At 61.0% G+C, this 19,398-nt stretch carries 17 protein-coding genes; 6 read left to right on the forward strand and 11 right to left on the reverse strand.

Features of this window, described 5'->3' with window-relative positions; genetic code table 11:
• The 10 genes from OIL88_08510 to OIL88_08555 form a co-directional block, all read right to left on the reverse strand.
• Positions 1-831: a transketolase gene (locus OIL88_08510; protein HJI72399.1), complete on the reverse strand. Its 831-nt coding sequence runs from the start codon at positions 829-831 to the stop codon at positions 1-3.
• Positions 832-1,038: 207 nt separating this feature from the next.
• Positions 1,039-1,929, reverse strand: a complete 891-nt coding sequence (locus OIL88_08515) for a YitT family protein (protein HJI72400.1) — start codon at positions 1,927-1,929, stop codon at positions 1,039-1,041.
• A 166-nt stretch (positions 1,930-2,095) separates the two neighbouring features.
• Complete coding sequence (gene prfB / locus OIL88_08520) at positions 2,096-3,244, reverse strand: peptide chain release factor 2 (GenBank protein ID HJI72401.1); 1,149 nt, start codon at positions 3,242-3,244, stop codon at positions 2,096-2,098.
• On the reverse strand, positions 3,244-6,051 hold the full coding sequence (gene secA, locus OIL88_08525; GenBank protein ID HJI72402.1) for a preprotein translocase subunit SecA: 2,808 nt from the start codon (positions 6,049-6,051) through the stop codon (positions 3,244-3,246). The genes prfB and secA overlap by 1 nt, the downstream gene beginning before the upstream one ends.
• A 307-nt stretch (positions 6,052-6,358) precedes the next feature.
• Positions 6,359-6,784 carry a 50S ribosomal protein L31 gene (gene rpmE / locus OIL88_08530; GenBank protein ID HJI72403.1) on the reverse strand — a complete coding sequence of 142 codons (426 nt, stop codon included), beginning with the start codon at positions 6,782-6,784 and terminating at the stop codon, positions 6,359-6,361.
• A gap of 186 nt (positions 6,785-6,970) precedes the next feature.
• On the reverse strand, positions 6,971-8,653 hold the full coding sequence (locus tag OIL88_08535) for an ATP-binding cassette domain-containing protein (GenBank protein HJI72404.1): 1,683 nt from the start codon (positions 8,651-8,653) through the stop codon (positions 6,971-6,973).
• Positions 8,654-8,932: 279 nt separating this feature from the next.
• Positions 8,933-9,673 (reverse strand): ABC transporter ATP-binding protein, encoded by a 741-nt coding sequence (locus OIL88_08540; protein ID HJI72405.1) that lies wholly within the window; start codon positions 9,671-9,673, stop codon positions 8,933-8,935.
• 5 nt (positions 9,674-9,678) lie between these two features.
• Complete coding sequence (locus OIL88_08545; GenBank protein HJI72406.1) at positions 9,679-11,448, reverse strand: hypothetical protein; 1,770 nt, start codon at positions 11,446-11,448, stop codon at positions 9,679-9,681.
• Between the two features lie 292 nt (positions 11,449-11,740).
• Positions 11,741-13,033, reverse strand: a complete 1,293-nt coding sequence (locus OIL88_08550; protein ID HJI72407.1) for an IS30 family transposase — start codon at positions 13,031-13,033, stop codon at positions 11,741-11,743.
• Between the two features lie 38 nt (positions 13,034-13,071).
• Positions 13,072-13,551 carry a hypothetical protein gene (locus OIL88_08555; GenBank protein ID HJI72408.1) on the reverse strand — a complete coding sequence of 160 codons (480 nt, stop codon included), beginning with the start codon at positions 13,549-13,551 and terminating at the stop codon, positions 13,072-13,074.
• Positions 13,552-13,686: 135 nt separating this feature from the next.
• Between OIL88_08555 and OIL88_08560 the strand changes: the two genes are divergently transcribed.
• The 6 genes from OIL88_08560 (at position 13,687) to OIL88_08585 (ending at position 18,297) form a co-directional block, all read left to right on the forward strand.
• Positions 13,687-14,199: a DUF2975 domain-containing protein gene (locus OIL88_08560; GenBank protein ID HJI72409.1), complete on the forward strand. Its 513-nt coding sequence runs from the start codon at positions 13,687-13,689 to the stop codon at positions 14,197-14,199.
• Positions 14,200-14,208: 9 nt separating this feature from the next.
• Positions 14,209-14,460, forward strand: coding sequence for a helix-turn-helix transcriptional regulator (locus OIL88_08565; GenBank protein HJI72410.1), 252 nt, complete (start codon positions 14,209-14,211; stop codon positions 14,458-14,460).
• Between the two features lie 18 nt (positions 14,461-14,478).
• On the forward strand, positions 14,479-15,186 hold the full coding sequence (locus OIL88_08570; protein HJI72411.1) for a site-specific integrase: 708 nt from the start codon (positions 14,479-14,481) through the stop codon (positions 15,184-15,186).
• Positions 15,187-15,583: 397 nt separating this feature from the next.
• Positions 15,584-15,871, forward strand: a complete 288-nt coding sequence (locus OIL88_08575; protein HJI72412.1) for an ACT domain-containing protein — start codon at positions 15,584-15,586, stop codon at positions 15,869-15,871.
• Between the two features lie 77 nt (positions 15,872-15,948).
• Positions 15,949-17,367: a citrate synthase gene (locus tag OIL88_08580; protein HJI72413.1), complete on the forward strand. Its 1,419-nt coding sequence runs from the start codon at positions 15,949-15,951 to the stop codon at positions 17,365-17,367.
• Between the two features lie 87 nt (positions 17,368-17,454).
• The gene (locus OIL88_08585; protein HJI72414.1) at positions 17,455-18,297 is read left to right on the forward strand and encodes a Cof-type HAD-IIB family hydrolase; all 843 of its coding nucleotides are present in this window, start codon (positions 17,455-17,457) and stop codon (positions 18,295-18,297) included.
• Positions 18,298-18,404: 107 nt separating this feature from the next.
• On the opposite strand, the gene OIL88_08590 is transcribed toward OIL88_08585, so the two are convergent.
• Positions 18,405-19,199, reverse strand: coding sequence for a Cof-type HAD-IIB family hydrolase (locus OIL88_08590; protein HJI72415.1), 795 nt, complete (start codon positions 19,197-19,199; stop codon positions 18,405-18,407).
• Positions 19,200-19,398: the final 199 nt, after the last annotated feature.

A 19,398-nucleotide genomic window follows, 5' to 3' on the forward strand; every position in this document is an offset into this window, starting at 1 on the left:
CTAGAGCTCCTCTCCGGCGGCCGTGAGCTCTGCCATGGCCTGCTCAAACTGTTCATCATTGGGGGCCTTGCCGTGCCAACCAACCTGGTTCTCCATAAAGGACACGCCCTTGCCCTTCAGGGTCTCGGCGATAATGGCGGTCGGCTGGCCCTTGGTAGCGCGAGCCTCGGCAAAGGCGGCGCGGATCTGATCGAAATCGTTGCCGTCGGCAAGCTCCACCACGTGGAACTTAAAGGCGCGGAACTTGTCGGCGAGCGGCATGGGGTCGTTGACCTCCTCGACGGGACCGTCGATCTGCAGGCCGTTGTGGTCGACGATCACACAGAGGTTGTCGAGCTGCTGGTTGCCGGCAAACATGGCGGCCTCCCAGACCTGGCCCTCCTCGCTCTCGCCATCGCCCAGCAGGGCGTACGTGCGATAAGTATCGCCCCAGTGCTTGGCGGCAACGGCCATGCCCACGGCGGCGGAGATGCCCTGGCCCAGTGAGCCGGTGGACATATCGACGCCCGGAGTGTCGTTCATGTTGGGATGACCCTGCAGGTGGCTGCCGATGTGGCGCAGCGTCTCAAGATCCTCCTTGGGGAAGAACCCACGCTCGGCGAGCACAGCGTACAGACCAGGTGCACAGTGGCCCTTGGAAAGCACAAAGCGATCGCGGTCGGCCTTGCGGGGATGGGCCGGGTCGACGTTCATTTCCTCAAAGTACAGATAGGTCATGATGTCGGCAGCGCCGAGCGAACCGCCCGGATGGCCGGACTTGGCAGCGTGCACGCCGGTGACGATGCCCTTCCTTACCTCGTTGGCAACCTTTTTGAGCTCTTCGTCGCTCATTGTGCCTTCCTTTCATCCTCATTAGACAAAATGCGCACGGCACCGAAGGTAATCCCAACACAGCCGCAATGCACGTACGTCATTCATTATGCTGGAAATTGATGGCTTTACCAGAGTTTTTATCATTATTTGAACAATTTAGCAGGCAGAACCGCTGATGAAACGGTTTATCAATGTGAACGTCTTTTGGATGGGACGCGGTCGGCCCTACGCGCTAATGTCCTTGAATCCCTCGCCGAAAGCTTCCGTAACGTCGGCGACCGTCACAATGGCGTGAGGATCGCGCTCGCGCACGATCGTCTTGAGGGTATTGAGCTCTCGACGGTTCACGATGACCATGATCACCGGCTTCTCGGCACCCGAATACATGCCAGTCGCCTTAAACTTGGTACAACCACGACCCAGGCCATACATGATATCGGCAGCGATATCAGGGAACTTGTCCGAGATGATGAGTACCATACGGCGTTTGTTGCCACCATCGACCACGGCATCGATCACGTAGCCGCTAATGACCATCGAAAGGCCTGCATATAGTGCATTTTCGATTGAAAAGACCGGAGCCGACAGCGCGCATACGGCAACATCGATCGCCATGACGGTCGAGCCCACGGGCAGCGAGGTATTACGCGAGATGATTTGGCCAATCGTGTCCGAGCCGCCGGTGTTGGCGCCGGCGCGCAGCACCATGCCGTAACCGATGCCTGTAATAATGCCGCCCCACATGGCAGGGAGCATCAGGTCCGCATCCGCCAGAGGTGCTACAAACGGGGCGAACAGATCGGTAAAGAAGCCCAGCAGCACAAAGCCCGTCGCGGTCTGCACCACGTAGAACATGCCGCCCTCGCGCATAACGACCAGCAACAGCAAGGCGTTCATCACGATCGTCTGAATACCAACGGGAAGCGATATGCCGCGCGATGCGCCGACCGCCTGGATAATGGTGGCAAGGCCCGTAACACCACCGGCAGCAAGGCCGTTGGGAATCAAAAACAGGTCGGTCGCAATAGCGGCCAGAGCGCACCCCAACATAATCTGGGGCAGGTCGTGAAAGAAGTTCATCGATAAAATGCGCTTGATGTCCAGACGATATGCCATGCTACCTCCCTCAAAAAAGCGCACCCAAACGGATGCGCTTCGAACTTCTTGCTGTATTCGATTCTACCGATTCGCCGAACAAAAACCACCCCTGCGCAGGGTTTGCTTTGGATACAAAACCACCCTGCTCGGAGGGTTTTATCCATTTCCACATAAACCGGGCGGTTTATGCAGATGGGATCTCTGCGTCAGCGTTGCCAGTGGCCCAGCGATGGTAGCCAATAACAAACGGGTCCAGGTCGCCATCGTCAAGAACGGCCTCGACATTGCTGGTCTCAACGCCCGTGCGTAGGTCCTTAACCATCTGATACGGGTAGAGCACGTAGCTGCGGATCTGGTTGCCAAAACCAATCGTGGTTTTGGGTCCGCGAATCTCATCCAGGGCCTCGGCGCGCTTCTCGAGCTCAATCTCGTACAGGCGAGCCTTGAGGATCTGCATGCACGCGGCCTTGTTCTGGATCTGGCTGCGCTCGTTTTGGCAGGTGACCACAATGCCGCTGGGAAAATGCGTCACGCGCACGGCGGAGTCGGTGGTGTTGACGCCCTGACCGCCCGGGCCGCTCGCGTGGTACACGTCCACGCGGATGTCATCGGGACTGATTTCGATGTCGATATCATCGGGTAGCACGGGGATGACCTCGACGCCGGCAAACGTGGTCTGGCGGCGCTTCTTGTCGTCGGTGGGGCTAATGCGAACCAAGCGGTGGACGCCGGCCTCGGCGCGCAGCATGCCAAATGCGTCCTTGCCCTCGACGGTAAAGGTCGCGCGGTCGATGCCGATGACCTCGGCCGCGGGACAGTCGTTGATGGTGACCTTCCAGCCGCGACGCTGGCAGTACTTCATGTACATCTTAAAGAGCATGAAGGTCCAGTCCTGGGCCTCCAGACCACCCTGTCCGGGCTTGATGGTCACGATGGCATCGCCGTGATCGAACTCACCGGTAAACCAGCTCGAAAGCTCAAGCTCATCGATGGCACGGGCCAGGCGCTCAGCCGTGGCTGCAGCCTCCTCGCGAAGGGCGGCGGCGTCGGGGTCATCCCCCATCTCCTCGGCAAGCTCCAGCGCGGCGCGGGCATCGGAAAGCTCGCCGCGCGCGGTGTCCACGGCAGCGATATCTTCCTTGGTGCGCGCGATCTCCTCCATGGTGGCACGGGCGGCGTCGGCGTCATCCCAAAAGCCAGGGGCAACACTTTTGGCCTCGAGCTCGAACACGCGGGTACGCTTCTCGTCCAGGTGGAGATACGACTCGACCTCACCGAGCCGGTCCGCGAACGCGTCCAGCTCGGCGGGCGTTACCTCTAAAGCCTCAGCCATTAACGATTCCTGCCGTGGCAGTACTTAAACTTCTTGCCGCTACCGCAGGGGCACGGGTCGTTGCGGCCCACGTTGACGTACGGATCGTCGCTCTCGGACTTGCGATAGGTGGTCACCTTGCCACCGTTGTTGACGGCAGCCGGACCACCCTGGACAGCCGTGCGGGCCTGCACCTGCGCCTGCTTGCGCAGCACCGAGTCGCCGTTGTCACCATCGACCTCGGCAGGACCGGAGAAGCGCGCACCCTCGAGCGCGGGCTCCTCCTTGTGCTCCACGGCACGCGGGGCAGCCTTAATCTCGATGCGCAGAACCGTGCGCAGGTAATCCTCATACATGGTATCGACGAGTATCTGGAACGCGCCGTAGGCCTCGGTCTTGTACTCAACCAGCGGGTCGCGCTGGCCAAAGCCGCGCAGGCCGATGCCGGTCTTGAGGTAGTCCATCTCCTGCAGGTAGTTCATCCAGCGGGTATCGATGACGCGCAGCATGACCTGGGTGTTGAGCTCGCGCATCAGGTCCTCGCCCAAGCGCTCGGCCTTCATGTTGTAGCACTTCTCTACGTAAGCCAGGACATCGGCAGCCAGGGCCTCATAATCCTCGTCGGGGAACTTCGGCGTATCGATGTGGCCGGTGAGCTCCACAACCCACTTGCGCAGGCCCTCCAGGTCGCGCTCGCCATCGTGACTGTCCTTGGTGCAGAACTCCTGAACGCAGCGGTACACGGTGTCGTGCATGACCTCGGTGATGTGGTCGGTCAGGTCCTTGCCGTCCAGAATCTTATTGCGCTCAGCGTAGATGACCTGGCGCTGCTTGTTCATGACGTCGTCGTACTCAAGGACGCTCTTGCGCATGGAGAAGTTGATGCTCTCGACCTTGTGCTGGGCGCTCTCGACGGCCTTTGAGATGATCTTGTGCTGGATGGGCATGTCGTCGCCCATGTCGGCCGTGACCATCATCTTGGAGACGCGGTCCATCTTGTCGCCGCCGAACAGGCGCATGAGGTCGTCCTCGAGCGACAGGTAGAACTGGGTCTCGCCCGGATCGCCCTGACGGCCGGAGCGGCCGCGCAGCTGGTTGTCGATACGACGGGACTCGTGGCGCTCGGTGCCGATGACGGTCAGGCCGCCGGCGGCAAGCACGCGCTCGCGCTCGGCCTTGCAGGTCTCCTTGGCCTCGGCGTTAAACTGCTCGAGCTGCTCGGGCGTCACGTCCTCCATGGTCAGGCCCTCGTACTCAAGGCGCTCGCGCACCAGCTCGTCGGGGTTGCCGCCCAGCAGGATGTCGGTACCACGACCGGCCATGTTAGTAGCGATGGTCACGGCGCCGTAGCGTCCGGCCTGGGCAACGATATGAGCCTCGCGCTCGTGATGCTTAGCGTTGAGGACCTCGTGCGCGATGCCGCGCTTGGTAAGGGCGGCCGACAGCTTCTCGGAGCTTTCGATGGAGACGGTGCCCACCAGGACCGGCTGGCCCTTGGCGTGACGTCGCTCGACGTCATCGGCAACGGCGTTGTACTTGGCCTGGATGGTGCGGTACACCAGGTCCTCATGGTCAACACGCTGAACGGGCTTGTTGGAGGGGATGACCTCAACGGGCAGCTTGTAGATCTCGCGGAACTCGGCATCCTCGGTGAGTGCCGTACCGGTCATGCCGGAGAGCTTGTCATACAGACGGAAGTAGTTCTGCAAGGTGATAGTGGCCAGCGTCTGGTTCTCCTCGCGTACAAGCACGCCCTCTTTGGCCTCGATGGCCTGGTGCAGGCCCTCGGAGTAACGGCGGCCTTCCATAATGCGGCCGGTGAACTCGTCGACGATCTTGACCTCGCCGTTGGTGACCACATACTGCTTGTCGCGGTGGAACATGTACTGGGCCTTCAGCGCCTGCTGCAGGTGGTTGACCAGCTGGCCGGAGAGATCGGCATAGATGTCATCGATACCCAGGCGGCGCTCGATCTTCTTAAGACCGCGCTCGGTGGCAGCGATGGTGTGCTTGGCCTCGTCCATGACGTAGTCGCCCGTGGGTTCAACATCCTCGGTGGCGGTAAGCATATCGTGCGACACGTCCTCGCCGCGCTCAAGGCCACGCACGGCACGCGCGAAGTCCTTGTAGGTACTGGCGGACTTGGTGCCAGCGCCCGAGATGATCAGCGGGGTGCGAGCCTCATCGATCAGGATGGAGTCAACCTCGTCGACGATGGCGTAGTTGTGGCCGCGCTGCACGCGCTGCTCGGGACGGGTAACCATGTTGTCGCGCAGGTAATCAAAGCCGAACTCGGAGTTGGTGCCATAGGTGACGTCGGCCTGGTAGGCCGGGCGCTTGAGCTCGAGCGGCATGTTGTTCTGGAGCAGACCGACGGTCATGCCCAGGTACTTATAGATGCGGCCCATCCACTCGGAGTCGCGCTTGGCCAGGTAATCATTGACAGTAACGACGTGCACGCCCTTGCCGGCAATAGCGTTGAGATAGCCGGCCAACGTGGAGACGAGGGTCTTACCTTCGCCGGTCTTCATCTCGGCGATGTGGCCCTCGTGCAGTGCCATGGCGCCGATGAGCTGCACGTCAAAGTGACGCATGCCCGTGATGCGCTTGGAAGCCTCGCGCACGGTGGCAAAGGCCTCGGGGAGCATGTCGTCGAGCGACTCACCGTTGGCGTAACGCTCGCGGAACTTATCGGTCTGGCCGCGGAGTTCCTCCTCGGTCATCTTCTCAAACTGGGGCTCAAGACCGTTGATCTGGTCGACGATCTTGTAGTAGCGCTTAAGGTCCTTATCGGATCCAAAGGACAGCAGCTTTGACATGAATCCCATGTGGTTTTCCTTTTTGGCCATCGCCCACGCCGTGCAGCTGCGGGCGAGTTAAACACAGATGATTGTACTTTAGCCAAACAAGGCGCGGCCTATACGGTCGACCTCGACCGCCACGTAATAACTATGACCAACCTGCCGCAATGGAACGGGTTTATTTTGGCAGGTTTTATCTGAGCAAACGCCGTCTCTCTGCCATTTGGTGCCACGGGGACAGGTTAGCTTGCACCAATAAAAAGAAAAGGGCCGCGCACCCAAATGGATGCACGGCCCTCATGCCATGAATGCGAGTGATTCCGCGGCGAGCTATTTACTCAGCAGCCTCGGTGGTCTCGGCCTCGGCAGCGGCCTCCTCGACGGGAGCCTCTGCGGGAGCCTCGGCGGCCTGCTTGGCAGCCTCCTCGGCGAACTTAGCGGCACGCTTAGCCTTCTCGGCAGCCTTAGCCTCAGCGGCGGCCTTGCGAGCGGCCTCGGCCTCAGCAGCCTTGGCGGCCTTGGCAGCCTTGGCCTCCTCAGCCTTCTTGAGCTGGGCGGCAGCGGCGCCACCGAACTTGTCGGCGAAGCGCTGGACGCGTCCACCGGTGTCGACGAACTTCTGCTGGCCGGTGTAGAACGGGTGGCACTCGTTGCAAAGCTCGACCTTCATCTCAGACACGGTAGCGTGCGTCTTGAAGGTGTTGCCGCAGGAGCACGTCACCGTGCACTCGACATACTGGGGATGGATACCCTGCTTCATGGTAGGACTCCTTATTGGTCAGGCGCTGGTTACCGATCAGCGCATAAGGCGTCTTGGTTTCCGACCAAGACAACAAACTCGGCTATGGTACCACGGCACCGCACGTCCCACAAAAGGTTCACGGTCTTTTCGGCACAACACGAGCTGGACCTTAAATATCAACTTCATCCGAACACTCCCCCACATTCATCTCTCGTATGTATCGAGGTATTCCTGCTTGAGCGTCTGCGAGGACGACTCGATCTTTTCCACGAGTGTGCCGGCCTCGATGAAGTAGAACGAGTTGGTGAGGTCTGCCAGGTCGTCGAGTAGATGGCTTGAAATGAGCACGCTGCGTCCCCGCGCCACTTCGCTGCGCATCGCGTCGCAGGAGGTTTTCCGTTTTCCCGGATCGAGGCCGTTCAGCGGTTCATCGAGGATGAGGTACGGGCAATCGGTCGCTATCGCCATGGCAAGCTTTACCTGCTGCTTCATTCCTGTCGAGAGTTTACGGGTCGGCTTGTCGAGATATGGGGAGATTCCGAGGGAGTTGCAGAGCGGGTCGATGTCGGCAGCCGATTTCCACGCCTCCCTAACGAAAGCAAGGTGCTCGAGGGCCGATAGCGTGGGGTAGAGATCCGTACCGCCCGAAGAGCTCAGGTAGACGAGTTCTGCGAATTCGGCTGATCGACGCTGGCAGATTCCGTCTGCCAACAGGCTTCCCGAGCGGATGCGGGTGGGAAATTGGCCCGACAGCGCTTCAAGAAGGGTGGTTTTCCCCGAGCCGTTGGGGGCGACGAGCCCAGCCGCCGTTCCCGGGCTCAGGAAAAGCGGTCCGATTGAAAGTATCGTCGTGCTTCCGTATCCCACGCTCACGTCCAGAAGCTCGAGCCCATGGTGCTTTTTCGCGGGTCCAGGCTGTTTGGGCGAACGTGTCGCAACGGCGCCGACCGCAAAAAGGACCGCGGCGTATATCAGGGCCACGGCAAGCATCGATGCACCGCCCGAACCGGAGCCAGTGAATTCCGTCGGGAAGCATCCCACGTAACCCGTTGCCTCGATAGGCGAGAACACGGCCAGCGGCAGAAGCCCGAGCACGGCATTATGCTCCAGCGCCGAATCGGACAGTAACGGGAATGCCGGGGCCGCGACAAGCAGCGCGGAGGCAAGGGGGCCTGCGAGGACGCGCCTCGTTGCGGTCGATAGGACGACGGAGCAAACGGATATCAAGGTTCCGCCCGCAAGAAGCGCGATAAGCAGGGTCGTGAAGACGTTTCCCGCGATCGTGGTGGCAAGCGCGCCGTCATGGAAGAAGGCGATCGGGTACCCAATTTGCCCGAAGCCGTTTAGGGCCAAGGCGTAAATGCCCCCGGGCGCGAGGCCGGCGAGGAGCATCGCGGTCCCCGCGGCGATTATCGAAAACACGGTCTGGATAAGGCGCCGGAATTTGGGCACGGGCGCCTTCGCCGCCAGGGTCGCAGGCCTTGTGGCCCCGAGCAGGAGTATCGACGAGAGAAGGAAGGGGATGAAGGGAAGGAAAGACGGCGCCGTGGCAATGGCGTAAGGCAGGAAGGAAAGGAATGGCAGGTCGCTTGCGGAGGCCGGGATATCCGTGATGCCGGAGCTGCTCAGGGCACGGCAATATGCGAGCTCCGCGTCATTGGTCTCTCGGTCTCCCACGATGGACCCGGATTGGAAGCCTTCGCCCATGAGCGCGTAGTAGCTCTCGGCAGAATCGAGAAAGGCGGCGTCGGTTTGAGCGGCGAGGGCGGCGTTCGCGTATCTTGCAAGCTCCGCGTCATTTTGCTGCTCTGGAGATAGGTCTGTGCCGCTGGCCTGGGGCGCGCGCGTATTGAATGCGTCGACAAAGCCCTGCATGCCCTGCTTCATAAAGAAGGGCCCGTAGATGGGTGAATTGAACGCAATGGGGACGGAAAAGGCTGCAGCGAGAACGAGCGTACAAATCCATACGGCCTTGTCTCTTAGGATTAGTTTGAGAAGAAGTCGACAGTACATTTAGAAGCACCTACGTTCCTCAAAGAATTGTTAGATTAAAAGTAACAGACCGGATGAAGATACGTGCGACGGGGGCGAGGCGAATGCCTGAGCGGTATCGATACGCGGGTTCAACGGCATCATATTGACCGCATAGATTATTAACTCGCATTTCTACCCGCCCTTTTCGTAGAGTCGCCGATACGTGCTTAGCGCACCCTCGGCGCGTCCGGCAGGCTTTGCGAAATGGGATCCAGGAGACTTCGGCGCAGCATCATCTTGCGGAATGCTTCTAATGAGCCTCCCATCCTTCAAAAACAGAATCTCATCGCACAGCCTATCGACCGAATCCAAGATGTGGGATGACATGATGATGCACGTACCAGAATCGGCCAGCTTCCTGAGAATCTCGGAATGCAAGTCCACCCTGCTGGGGTCGAGCGCGTTCATGGGCTCATCTAATAGAAGGTACCGCGCGCCCGTCGCATACGCAATCGCCAGGGTAAGCTGCTGCTTCATGCCCTGGCTCAGAGTGCGGATCCTCATCTTCGCGAACTCGCCTATCTGCGTTTGTTCCACTATCTCTTCGATATCGCGAGCATGCGGCCACATATCGCAAACCATCTTGAGGTGATCTTCCGCACGCAATCCGGGATACAGCAGCGTCCCCTCACCAGGTGCATAGAAGATCATAGAACGGACCTCTCTCGCACCCGTACCCTGCACCTCATCCAGAACGATGCTCCCGTCCACACGAGGACCCGGCAAACCTGCCATCGCACGCAGCAACGTCGTCTTTCCATGCCCGTTCGGAGCGACGAGACCGTAGACCGTACCCGGGGCAAACTCAGCGTTCACCGAATCTACGAGCACCTTCTTTCCATAAGAGATCGTCAGCGTTTGAAGGTCAATCATCGAGATCATCCCCTTTCGATCTTTGGAACACTCAGGCGCACCATCAACGGAGATACGGCGCCCAAGACCACCAGCAGAGCGCCCGATGCGCCGACGACCTCTCCAAAAGGCATCGCGTTCGTCCCTCGCCCAAGGAACCCAATCGTCCCCACCTGGGAAGCGGGATCAAACGAGGCGAATGGAGCCAGCAGCGCGACGCCCATGCCCACGCTTTCAACATGAGCGCTCAACGAACCCAACACCAAGAGAACCGCGCAAACCATTCCGGTGACAACGGGGTTGCGGCTAATCGCTGCTGTCAACGCAGCGACGACGGAAATCACGCCGTATGCCATGACCAGCAACGGAATACTGCACAACACCGCCTCCCCCACCATGGACGTTGTCGAAGCTCCCGCCCGAATGAGAGCGACGGGATACTCCGATCCACCCGCACCGTTCTTAATCACGGACACAACGACAGCGGGAACCATCGACACCAAAAGCAGCACCAAGCCAAGCAGGAGAGCCAGCGCAACAGCCGTCAGAAAACGCACATGCGCTGTTGCGGGGATCTGGAGAACCAGAAGGGAACGACACTGCAGGTGGGTGCACGCGAGCGATGTGACAACCACGGGCAACAGCAAAAATAAGGAGGGAAGCGCTGCCTGGAGATACGAAAGGAGGATTAATGGGGGCATCTTCGTACTTAACTCGTAAACCTTGGGGTCCGGCAAGCTCGCGATCGACTCAAGCAGAAGGGCGCGCGCCTCCGCACGAGAAGGAGTCTCCGGCTCGATTCCGATCGATTGCAGGAGAGTCGCATCTGCCGCGCCCAGCTCACCTCGAGCGCGCTCGTACGTCGCAAGGCTTCGAAACCCCTCCGCAGGCATAGGCGCGTACACGAAACCCGAAAGAGCATCCCGCATGTCTTCCAGGGCCGCTTTGCCCTCGACGTCCATATTCGCAGCGTTCTGCTCTAGATACCGATCTATTGAACGGAGCTCCCCATCCCTATACCGAACAGCGGAAACGTTATCAGCGTCAGGAAACATCTCGACCAGAGCCGGGGCCAGCATCGTCGTCGACATTGCAATCGCGCATACGGCGAGGGTAGGAGAACGCAGGAGCAGTTTCCCCATCGTTCTTACGTATGCAACGGCGGAGGCACAAGCGCTCGAACGAGTTGCCGTTCTCGATGCAGTGAAGGAACCTCTCTCAAGACAAATCGGGGATATCGGGCACGCGCAGCCGCTCTTTCCAGCAACGCAAAGCAGGCTAATTGCCAGCACCTCGATCCCGATTGCGCATACGAGGGCAATCGCGCCACGCTCGAAGCAAAGTCCAGGCAGATTCACTATCTGCGTTGTCGGGTACGGGCTATAGGCGCCGACGGTCAACTCAGTGTTCGCATACGTAAGGGGATTCAACAGGGCGAACTCACGTAAAGCGATGGATCTTCCGTAATACCCGGGAACCATCGTCACCCCCATCAGGGCACATACGAACACGATTCCAAGCGTAGGGTTATTGGCAATCTTCACGGCAAGGTGAACGACAAGCGAGATGAACGCTGCCACCAAGAATTGCAAGATGGCCGTCTGCGCGAACACCAGCCAAGCCGGTTTGATAACCGGAGTCGCATATTGAATGTAGCCTATCGGATAGAACGGCGAGCCCGGGCCATTCTTCACAAGCGCGGCGATTATCCCTGGAAGATTGATGGCGAGGACGGCAAGCATTGCAAAAACACTCGCCCATACGCTCGATGCAACAAGTCTACCCAGCTCGCCCATCGGTGCCTGGATGATGAGCTTTTCACGTTTGTTAAGACGCGCGGCAAGGAACGAGACGGCAACGGCGGTTGATTTCCGATCTCAGCCGAACACATTGAGCGGATAGGCCGTTCCCGCAGCTAGCCGAACGCCCCCGAGGCCCCTCACGGGCCCCGGGGGCGCCGTTTTCCCAGTTGAAGGAACGGTGGAGATGTGTTTCGATGGGTCCGGTGGCCATGCTCCGCCCTCCGCCCGGCACCTCTTCCCAGACTCAGCCGGACGGTCGGTCCGTCTATTCCGTTTTGCCTTCAGACTAGGCCAGCGGGGCATCGCCCCTCTCGGCGCGCGCCCTCTCGATGAGGCCCGGCGTCAGGTCGAGTTCGCCGATGGGCACCTCCTCCACGCCGTAGGCGTCCAGCAGCGCCGCCGCGTCGCCGCCGAGCATCGCCCTGAAGGCGCGGGCGGGCGTCGAGAAGCCGAGCGCGCCGCGGGGCTCGGAGTTCACGTGCGACATGGCCAGCGCCAGGTCCGCCGGGGCGAGCCGGTCGAACCTGAGGCACGCGCCCTTGGGAAGCAGCTTCCTTATCTCGACGTGGTTTCGCTCGCAGGCGCCCTTCTGGTCGCTGCGCCTGGGGTCGCAGTAGAACAGCCTCGTCTCGCCCGGCCCCTCGCCGAGGAGCGCCGCGATCGCGCCCTCGTCGGAGAACTCCGCGCCGTTGTCGGTGAGCACGGCGCGGAAGACCCTCCCCATGCCGTCGGCGCCCAGCACCGAGCGCACGCCCTCCAGCGCCGCCTCCACGCTCGCCGAGTCCTTCGCCTCGAGCAGGAGCGCCAGCTGGAGCCTGCTGGGGCGGTGGAGCAGCGTGAGCAGGCAGGCCGAGTCCTCCCTGGCGCCCTCGACGGTGTCCATCTCCCAGGCCGCGGCGCACGCGTCCTCCCCGAGGGCGAGGAACGCGGCGTGCGACCTGCGGGCGGAGTGGCGCGTGGCCGCCCGGCCGGCGGCGCGCTTGCGCGGCCTGTAGCCGACCTTGCGCCTGAGCTCCATGTTGGTCATGCCGTCGTAGCCCGCCGCGACCCAGCGGTAGATGGTCGACGGCGACAGGTCCACCGGCCCGCCGTTGCACGCCGCCATCTGCTCGGGGGACAGCCCCCGGCGCAGGCAGCCCCTTATGGCCTCCAGCCTGGCCGCCGCGGCCGGCTCGTCGGCATCGATCCCGCGCCTGGACGAGACGAGCACCGAGTCGGCGCACAGCTGCGCGGCGCGGGCCTCGTAGAAGACGTGCGGGCGGCGCTTGCAGCCCACCGCGCGGTAGCGGCCGCAGCCGTTGCAGCAGCGCGGCCACGCGGCCAGGCGCGGGCAGGCCGCCGACAGGTCGGCCGAGCCGTCCACGCGCTCGCCGCGCCTGGCCTTCGGCGCCGTCACGAACCTGTGCGACGCCACCTCGGCGCTCACCGTCGAGGGCGACCTGCCCAGCTCCCTCGCGATCTCCCTGCACGAGGCCCCGCGTTCCAGCATCCTCTGGACCGTGTCCCGCTCGTGCCTGGTGAGCCTGCCGTAGGCCCTCGGGGCCGCCTTCTCGGGACCCTTCTTCCTCTTTCCGGACATGCCGTCCTCCGATCTCCCGGGGCCGGCCGGTCCGGCCCTCAGGGTATCGGGTTCCCACATTCATCCGCACATGTACGGATGAATGTGGGAGGTGTTCGGATGAAGTTGATAATCAAGGAGACGGCAACGGCCGTTGCGACCCATAGCAAGTACTCCTTCGATCCGTCATAATAGGTGTACTCTCCATCCGATATCTGCAGAAACGGAAGTAGGGGAGAGAGCGGTGCCAAGATAAGACGTCCCGCGGCAAGAGGGTACAGAAGCGCGGGCATGCTTGATGAAGAGGTATAGACACCGTCCTCCCCCGCATTCACAAGCGCATCCGCATAGGATGCTGACAATTCCTGCTCAACACGGGTTATTCCCGACTCGAGGTATTCGACCCGTCCGTCGATGCCAGCCGCGCTCCTGAAGACGGGCAGAGCACAAAGAACCATCAACGCAACAACGACAACACAGAGCGACCTGGAGGAGAGAAGCGACCTAAAGATCGCCTTCGAGATTTTGAGCATATTCATCGCCAACCTTAACCTCATCCAGTCGGAACAGAGGGGCCGAACAAAATGCTCGGCCCTTATTACTTGCCGGCAAAGTCAATTTAACATAAACTGTTAAAAAGTAACCTGAGTTTTTTAAATTCTTCGGAGGTTATTATGAGTTCCGACAATCGCACTCCCCGGCTTCATTCCTTCCGCATCGCATGTGCGATAGCCTCTGCGACCCTTTGCGCCACCGCCATCGCACAAGTGGCGTTCTCCTTAAAGCCAGCAATCGAAGTGCTCGACAACCCTGTAATTGCAGACTCCCCCGCGTATCCAGCCCTTGCGATCTCGACATTGGTCCCTGCCGTCATCGGTATCGCTACGACCATCCTCAGCGCCGTTCTCGTGTGGACGATCAAGAGCGGAGACCCCTTCAAGAAAGGGTCTGCGACATGCTTGAAGGTGCTCGGCATTCTCTTCGTTGTTCAAGCTGCCACCAGCCTCTACGCCGGCTCACTCAAAACCTCCGTTTCGATGTTTGGCGGCGAGGGGGCCGTCGGCGCCCAAGAGATCGCTTCATCATTCGATTGGACCTCTCTGGTTCTCGGCATCGTCCTGTTCATGCTTTCCCAGCTCTTCTTGTACGCCCGAGAGCTGTACCTCGACTCCGACGAGATTGCGTAAGGAAACGCCATGCCCGTAATTGTTCGCCTCGACAAGATCATGGCCGAGCGAAAGATTTCCTCGAACGAACTTGCCGAAAGGATTGGAACCACGCCCGTGAACCTGTCCCGTATTAAAAAAGGGCATATTCGCGGCATTCGCTTCAACACACTCGAGCAGCTATGCCTCGCCCTTCGTTGCCAACCCGGAGACCTTCTCGAAGTCATGAGCGAAGAGGATGCCCGAAAGGAGTTCGGACTCGATTGGTCCGCCGAGGATTAGAGGGCGGTCGTACTCGCCCTGCACACGGGGATGCGAATCGGCGAGGTCTGCGGCCTTCGGTGGTGCGATGTGGATTTCGAGACGGGCCTGATCTCGATCAGACACTCGGTGGCGTACGCGAAGGGAATGGGTTCGTTCATCAAGGACACCAAGACCCATGACGCCAGGGGTATCCCCATCGACCCGGTCGGCCTACTCCCCTTCCTGAAGGAGACCCACGAGATCGACTGCGGAAAGCTGCGCTTGCGCGGCCTTACCGGGGCGGTCGAGATCGGGGACTGCTACATCCTGTCGGAGCCGGGCGCGACCTTCGCGACGACAAGCTATATCCGCAGGGCGTTCAAGACGTTCTCGGAGACCAACGGCCTCATGGGCACCAACGACGAGCTGATCACGTTCCACGGCCTTCGCCACACGTTCGCAACGCAGTGGATCCGCCAAGGCGGCGATATCAAGGCGCTCCAATCGATCCTCGGCCACAAGGACGCCATGGCGACGCTCAACGTCTACGCCGACATCGAGCCCATCTCCAAAATCCATAACATGCTGCGCGCCACGCCGTGCCTTTGGCGCGGGCACCTCGGGCCGAGAGTCGATCCGGGTCCCATGTTCCAGCAGAGGATCCAGGAGTCCATCGAGACGCTCCAGGCGTTCGGCTACGGCATCACCGAGCCGGACGACCGAAATATCGCCATACGCGACGTGAAGACGAACAGTTGGCTCTAGCTCACCGAGTACGCGGCAGTGCTGGGCCCATCCCAACTGAGGTCACGGTGGTCCGATAGGGGCGCCGCCCGCGGCATGCGCCGCGGAGCGGTATCCCCTACCGAAGGGCGGGGATGCCCTCCGCTTCCAGTTCGGAATCAGCCGTCGGAGGCGTTCGGCTGACTGCGGGAACGGCCTGTCCGCTCAATGTGTTCGGCTGAGATCGGAAATCAACCCAACACGAGCCGGACACGCGCCAGACGGCTCTTCCCCGTGCGGCCTTCCCCCTTACGCTCATGTTGCAGGCATGTAACGCCGCAGCGAGCGCGCCTTTTTTTGCGCCAGACAGGTACAATGATGAACACTGTACCGTAGCGGAGCGCCCCGCGCGCGCCGCAATCACGCGAAAGGGTTTCCCATGGCCGAGATCTCGTCCTCCCGTATCGTCATCACCGTCCTTGGCAAGAACCGCCCCGGCATCGTCGCCGGCGTCACCCGTGTCCTAGGCGAGGCCAACGTCGACATCCGCGACATCACGCAGTCCATTATCGAGGACATCTTCACCATGACCATGCTGGCCGATACCGCCGAGTCCAAGCTCGACTTCGCCGAGCTGCAGAAGGCCCTGGCCGAGGCCGGCGAGCTTTCGGGCGTCAACGTGTCCATCCAGCGCGAGGACGTCTTTAACTTTATGTACCGCCTGTAGCGAGCAAGCCGCTGGGGATAGCCTGACGCGCGCATGCCCATGCAAGTCACCCCGATGCGGCCCGGAGAGGAGCGCGCATGGCCTACGACGCCAAGAAAATCTATTACCGCTTCGATGACCACTTGAGCCGACTAGTCCTGGATTACGAAGCAAGCCGCCAGATTTCGTCTGAGAGCGAAAGCCTCTACCACGGCCTGCCGACCGACCCTTATGACGAGGGCCTGTTTGTCGAGCACAATGTCAAGCGCGGCCTGCGCAATGCCGACGGCTCGGGCGTGGTCGCGGGTCTCACTCGTATCTCGGATGTGCACGGCTACAACAAGGTCGACGGAAAGGTCGTGCCCGATCAGGGCAAGCTCACGCTTCGCGGCTACAGCATTGAGGATCTGGTCAACAATGCCCAGGCCGAGAATCGCTACGGCTACGAGGAAGTCGCCTATCTGCTTATCACGGGCTCGCTGCCCAACAAGGAAGAGCTCGACGGCTTTTGCGAGCGCCTGGGCGCCTTTAGACATCTGAGCGACGAGTACGTTAAAGAGTTCCCTATGACCACGGTGTCGTCGAGCATCATGAACGTGCTCCAGCGCGCCGTACTGCTGCTCTACGCCTTCGATGCCGAACCAGACGTGATCACGCCTGAGCACGAAATCGACGTCGCCATTTCCATGCTCGCACGTCTCCCGCGCATCGCCGCCTTCGCACACATGGCCTCGGTCGCCAAGCTTCGCGGCTCCGAGGTTCACGTGCCGCACCCCACGCCCGGCCTCTCCACCGCCGAGACCATCCTACAGGTCCTGCGCGGCGGCATGGCGTTCACCCGCGATGAGGCGATGCTGCTCGACGTTATGCTCATGCTGCATGCCGAGCACGGCGGCGGCAACAACTCCACCTTCGCTTGCCGCGTGCTGTCGTCTTCGGCCACCGACCCGTATTCCGCCTACGCCGCGGCTATCGGCTCGCTCAAGGGCCCGCGCCACGGCGGCGCCAATGCCAAGGTCGTGTCTATGCACGAGGACATCCGCGCGCATGTCTCCAACTGGGAGGACGAGGACGAGGTCGCGGCCTACCTGGGCAAGATCCTCGACAAGCAGGCCTTCGACGGCACGGGCCTCATCTACGGCATGGGCCACGCCGTCTATACGCTCAGCGACCCGCGCGCCGAGGTCTGCCGCCGTTACGCGCGCTCACTGGCAGCCAAGAAGGACTTGGGCGAAGAGTTCGCACTCATCGAGCGCATCGAGCGCCTGGCACCGCAGGTGATGCGCGACCACGGCATGACCAAGCCTATCTGCGCCAACATCGACCTGTACACGGGCTTTATCTACAAGATGCTCGGCGTGCCCGAGACGCTTTTTACGCCGCTTTTCGCCGTCGCCCGCATGGCCGGCTGGTCGGCACACCGCATGGAAGAGCTCTTCTGCGCGCATCGCATCATCCGCCCGGCATACCGTCCGGTGATCGAGCCGCTGGAATACAAGCCGCTCGCCGACCGCTAGGACGCGGACCGTTATAGAACCCGAGCGTGGCCAGGGCATCACCGCCCTCGGCCACGCTTTTTATGCCAGCAGAAAGGGCTGCATCAAATGATTGTGTTTTCCGATATGGATGGAACGCTGTTGACGAGCGATAAGCAGATGAGCGATGCCACCTGGGCGATGCTCGACGAGCTCGCTCGACGCGGGATTGAATTTGTGCCCTGCACGGGACGTCCGCTGTCGGGCATTTTTGAGCCCATCCTCGCCCATCCCGCCGTGCACTATGCCGTCTGCGCCAATGGCGCCAGCGTCTGGCAGCTCGACGACGATGTGCCCACCGACGCCTCGCGCGCCACGCGCATCTTGAGCCGACCGCTCGATTGCGGCATTGCCCATCGCATCCGCCGCATCGCCGCCGGCCACGATGTGACCTTCGATATCTTCGCGGACGGGCAGTGCTTCCTCCCCCGCTCGCTCTACACGCGCCTGGATGAGTTCTGCGGCGGCGACCCCCACATCGCAGCTTCGCTCAAGCGCACACGAACACCGATCGACATGGATATCGACAGCAAGATCGACGAGGTCGAGACGCTCGAACGCATCGCCATGTACTGGCACGACCCGGCCGATCGCGACGCCATCGCGGCGGAGCTCGACACGCTCGGAGGCATTGAGGTCACGCGTTCGTACGCCATGAATATCGAGGTCATGGGCGAGGGCGCCACCAAGGGAACGGCCCTCACGTGGCTATGCGAGCACCTGGGCGAGCGTCTCGCCGACGCCTGGGCGTTCGGCGACAACATCAACGACATCCCCATGCTGCAGGCAGCGGGCCATGGCATGGCCATGATCAACGCCGAGCCCGAAGATCGCGAGGCCGCCGACGCCATCACCGAATACGACAACGACCACGACGGCGTCGCCCGCACCATCATGGACGCCCTCGCCTAGTCATTGGGGACGTTCTTAAACGACTAGTCGTTGGGGACACTCTTCGCAAAAAGCCGCAAGGACTGTCCCCCACTGTCGGCAGAAAAGGAACGTCCCCATCTGCCGGATTAGGAGAGACTCTCCAGCACGCGACGGAGCTCATGCTGAACGGCGTGGTCGCGGTTGCAGCCTACGACGCGATCGGCCACCGCCTTGAGCGCGGGGCGCGCGTTTTCCATCGCGCAGCCCGTGCCGACAAAGCGAATGATCTCGTAGTCGTTCATCGAGTCGCCAAACGCCATGATCTCGTCGCGTCCAATGCCGTAATGCTCCGCAAGCTGTGCGATGCCCGAGGCCTTCGACACACCGGGCTGCATGGCATCGATCCACGCGTTTCCAGAAGGCGCAAAGGTAAAGAGCTGACCGAGTTCTCGCTGTAGCACGTACGCACTGTCCATAACGGCACAGTCATCGCAAAAGATACTCGCCTTGATGATATTTACGCTGGGATCGGGCAGTTCCCAAATGCGCTCGGCATTGGGAAGGTCCTTATCGACCTCGCGTACGAACTTGCACTCGTCATCGAGCAAGAAGGATTTGGTTCGGTCAAAGAGCGCAAGATGCAGATTGGGAAACGTCGCGACAGCCTGGGCGAGCCTTCGAATCGCCAGGTGCGAATACACCTCACGGTCTACCATTTTGCCGTCGGCGTAGACCTGGGCACCGTTAGCGGCGACAAAGTCCATCTTGTCGCGAACGGGCGCAAAGAACTCGCACAGGCGATCGTAGCGACGACCTGACGATGCGGCGAAATGCACGCCATGCTCGTGTAGCGCCAGAATCAGTTCGTAGGTCTCGGGAGGCACCTGGCTGTTTTCGTCAAGCAACGTGCCGTCCATATCGGATGCAATCAGTTTAAACATAGAAAAGCTCCCTTCGGGCTTGTTGGAATCGAACGTGTATCCAATTCCAACGTACCCAAAGGGAGCTCAGGTAAGACTCCGCGGGCGCAAACGTTACAAGGACCTGGCAAATAGCTCACGCGCACCAGGGGTCCCACATTCGCAGCGTCAGGCAACACGTCAAAGAGTGTCGCAGGCGACTAGACGTTTAAGAACGTCC

The sequence above is a fragment of the Coriobacteriaceae bacterium genome, from assembly GCA_025992855.1.
Taxonomy (GTDB): domain Bacteria; phylum Actinomycetota; class Coriobacteriia; order Coriobacteriales; family Coriobacteriaceae; genus Collinsella.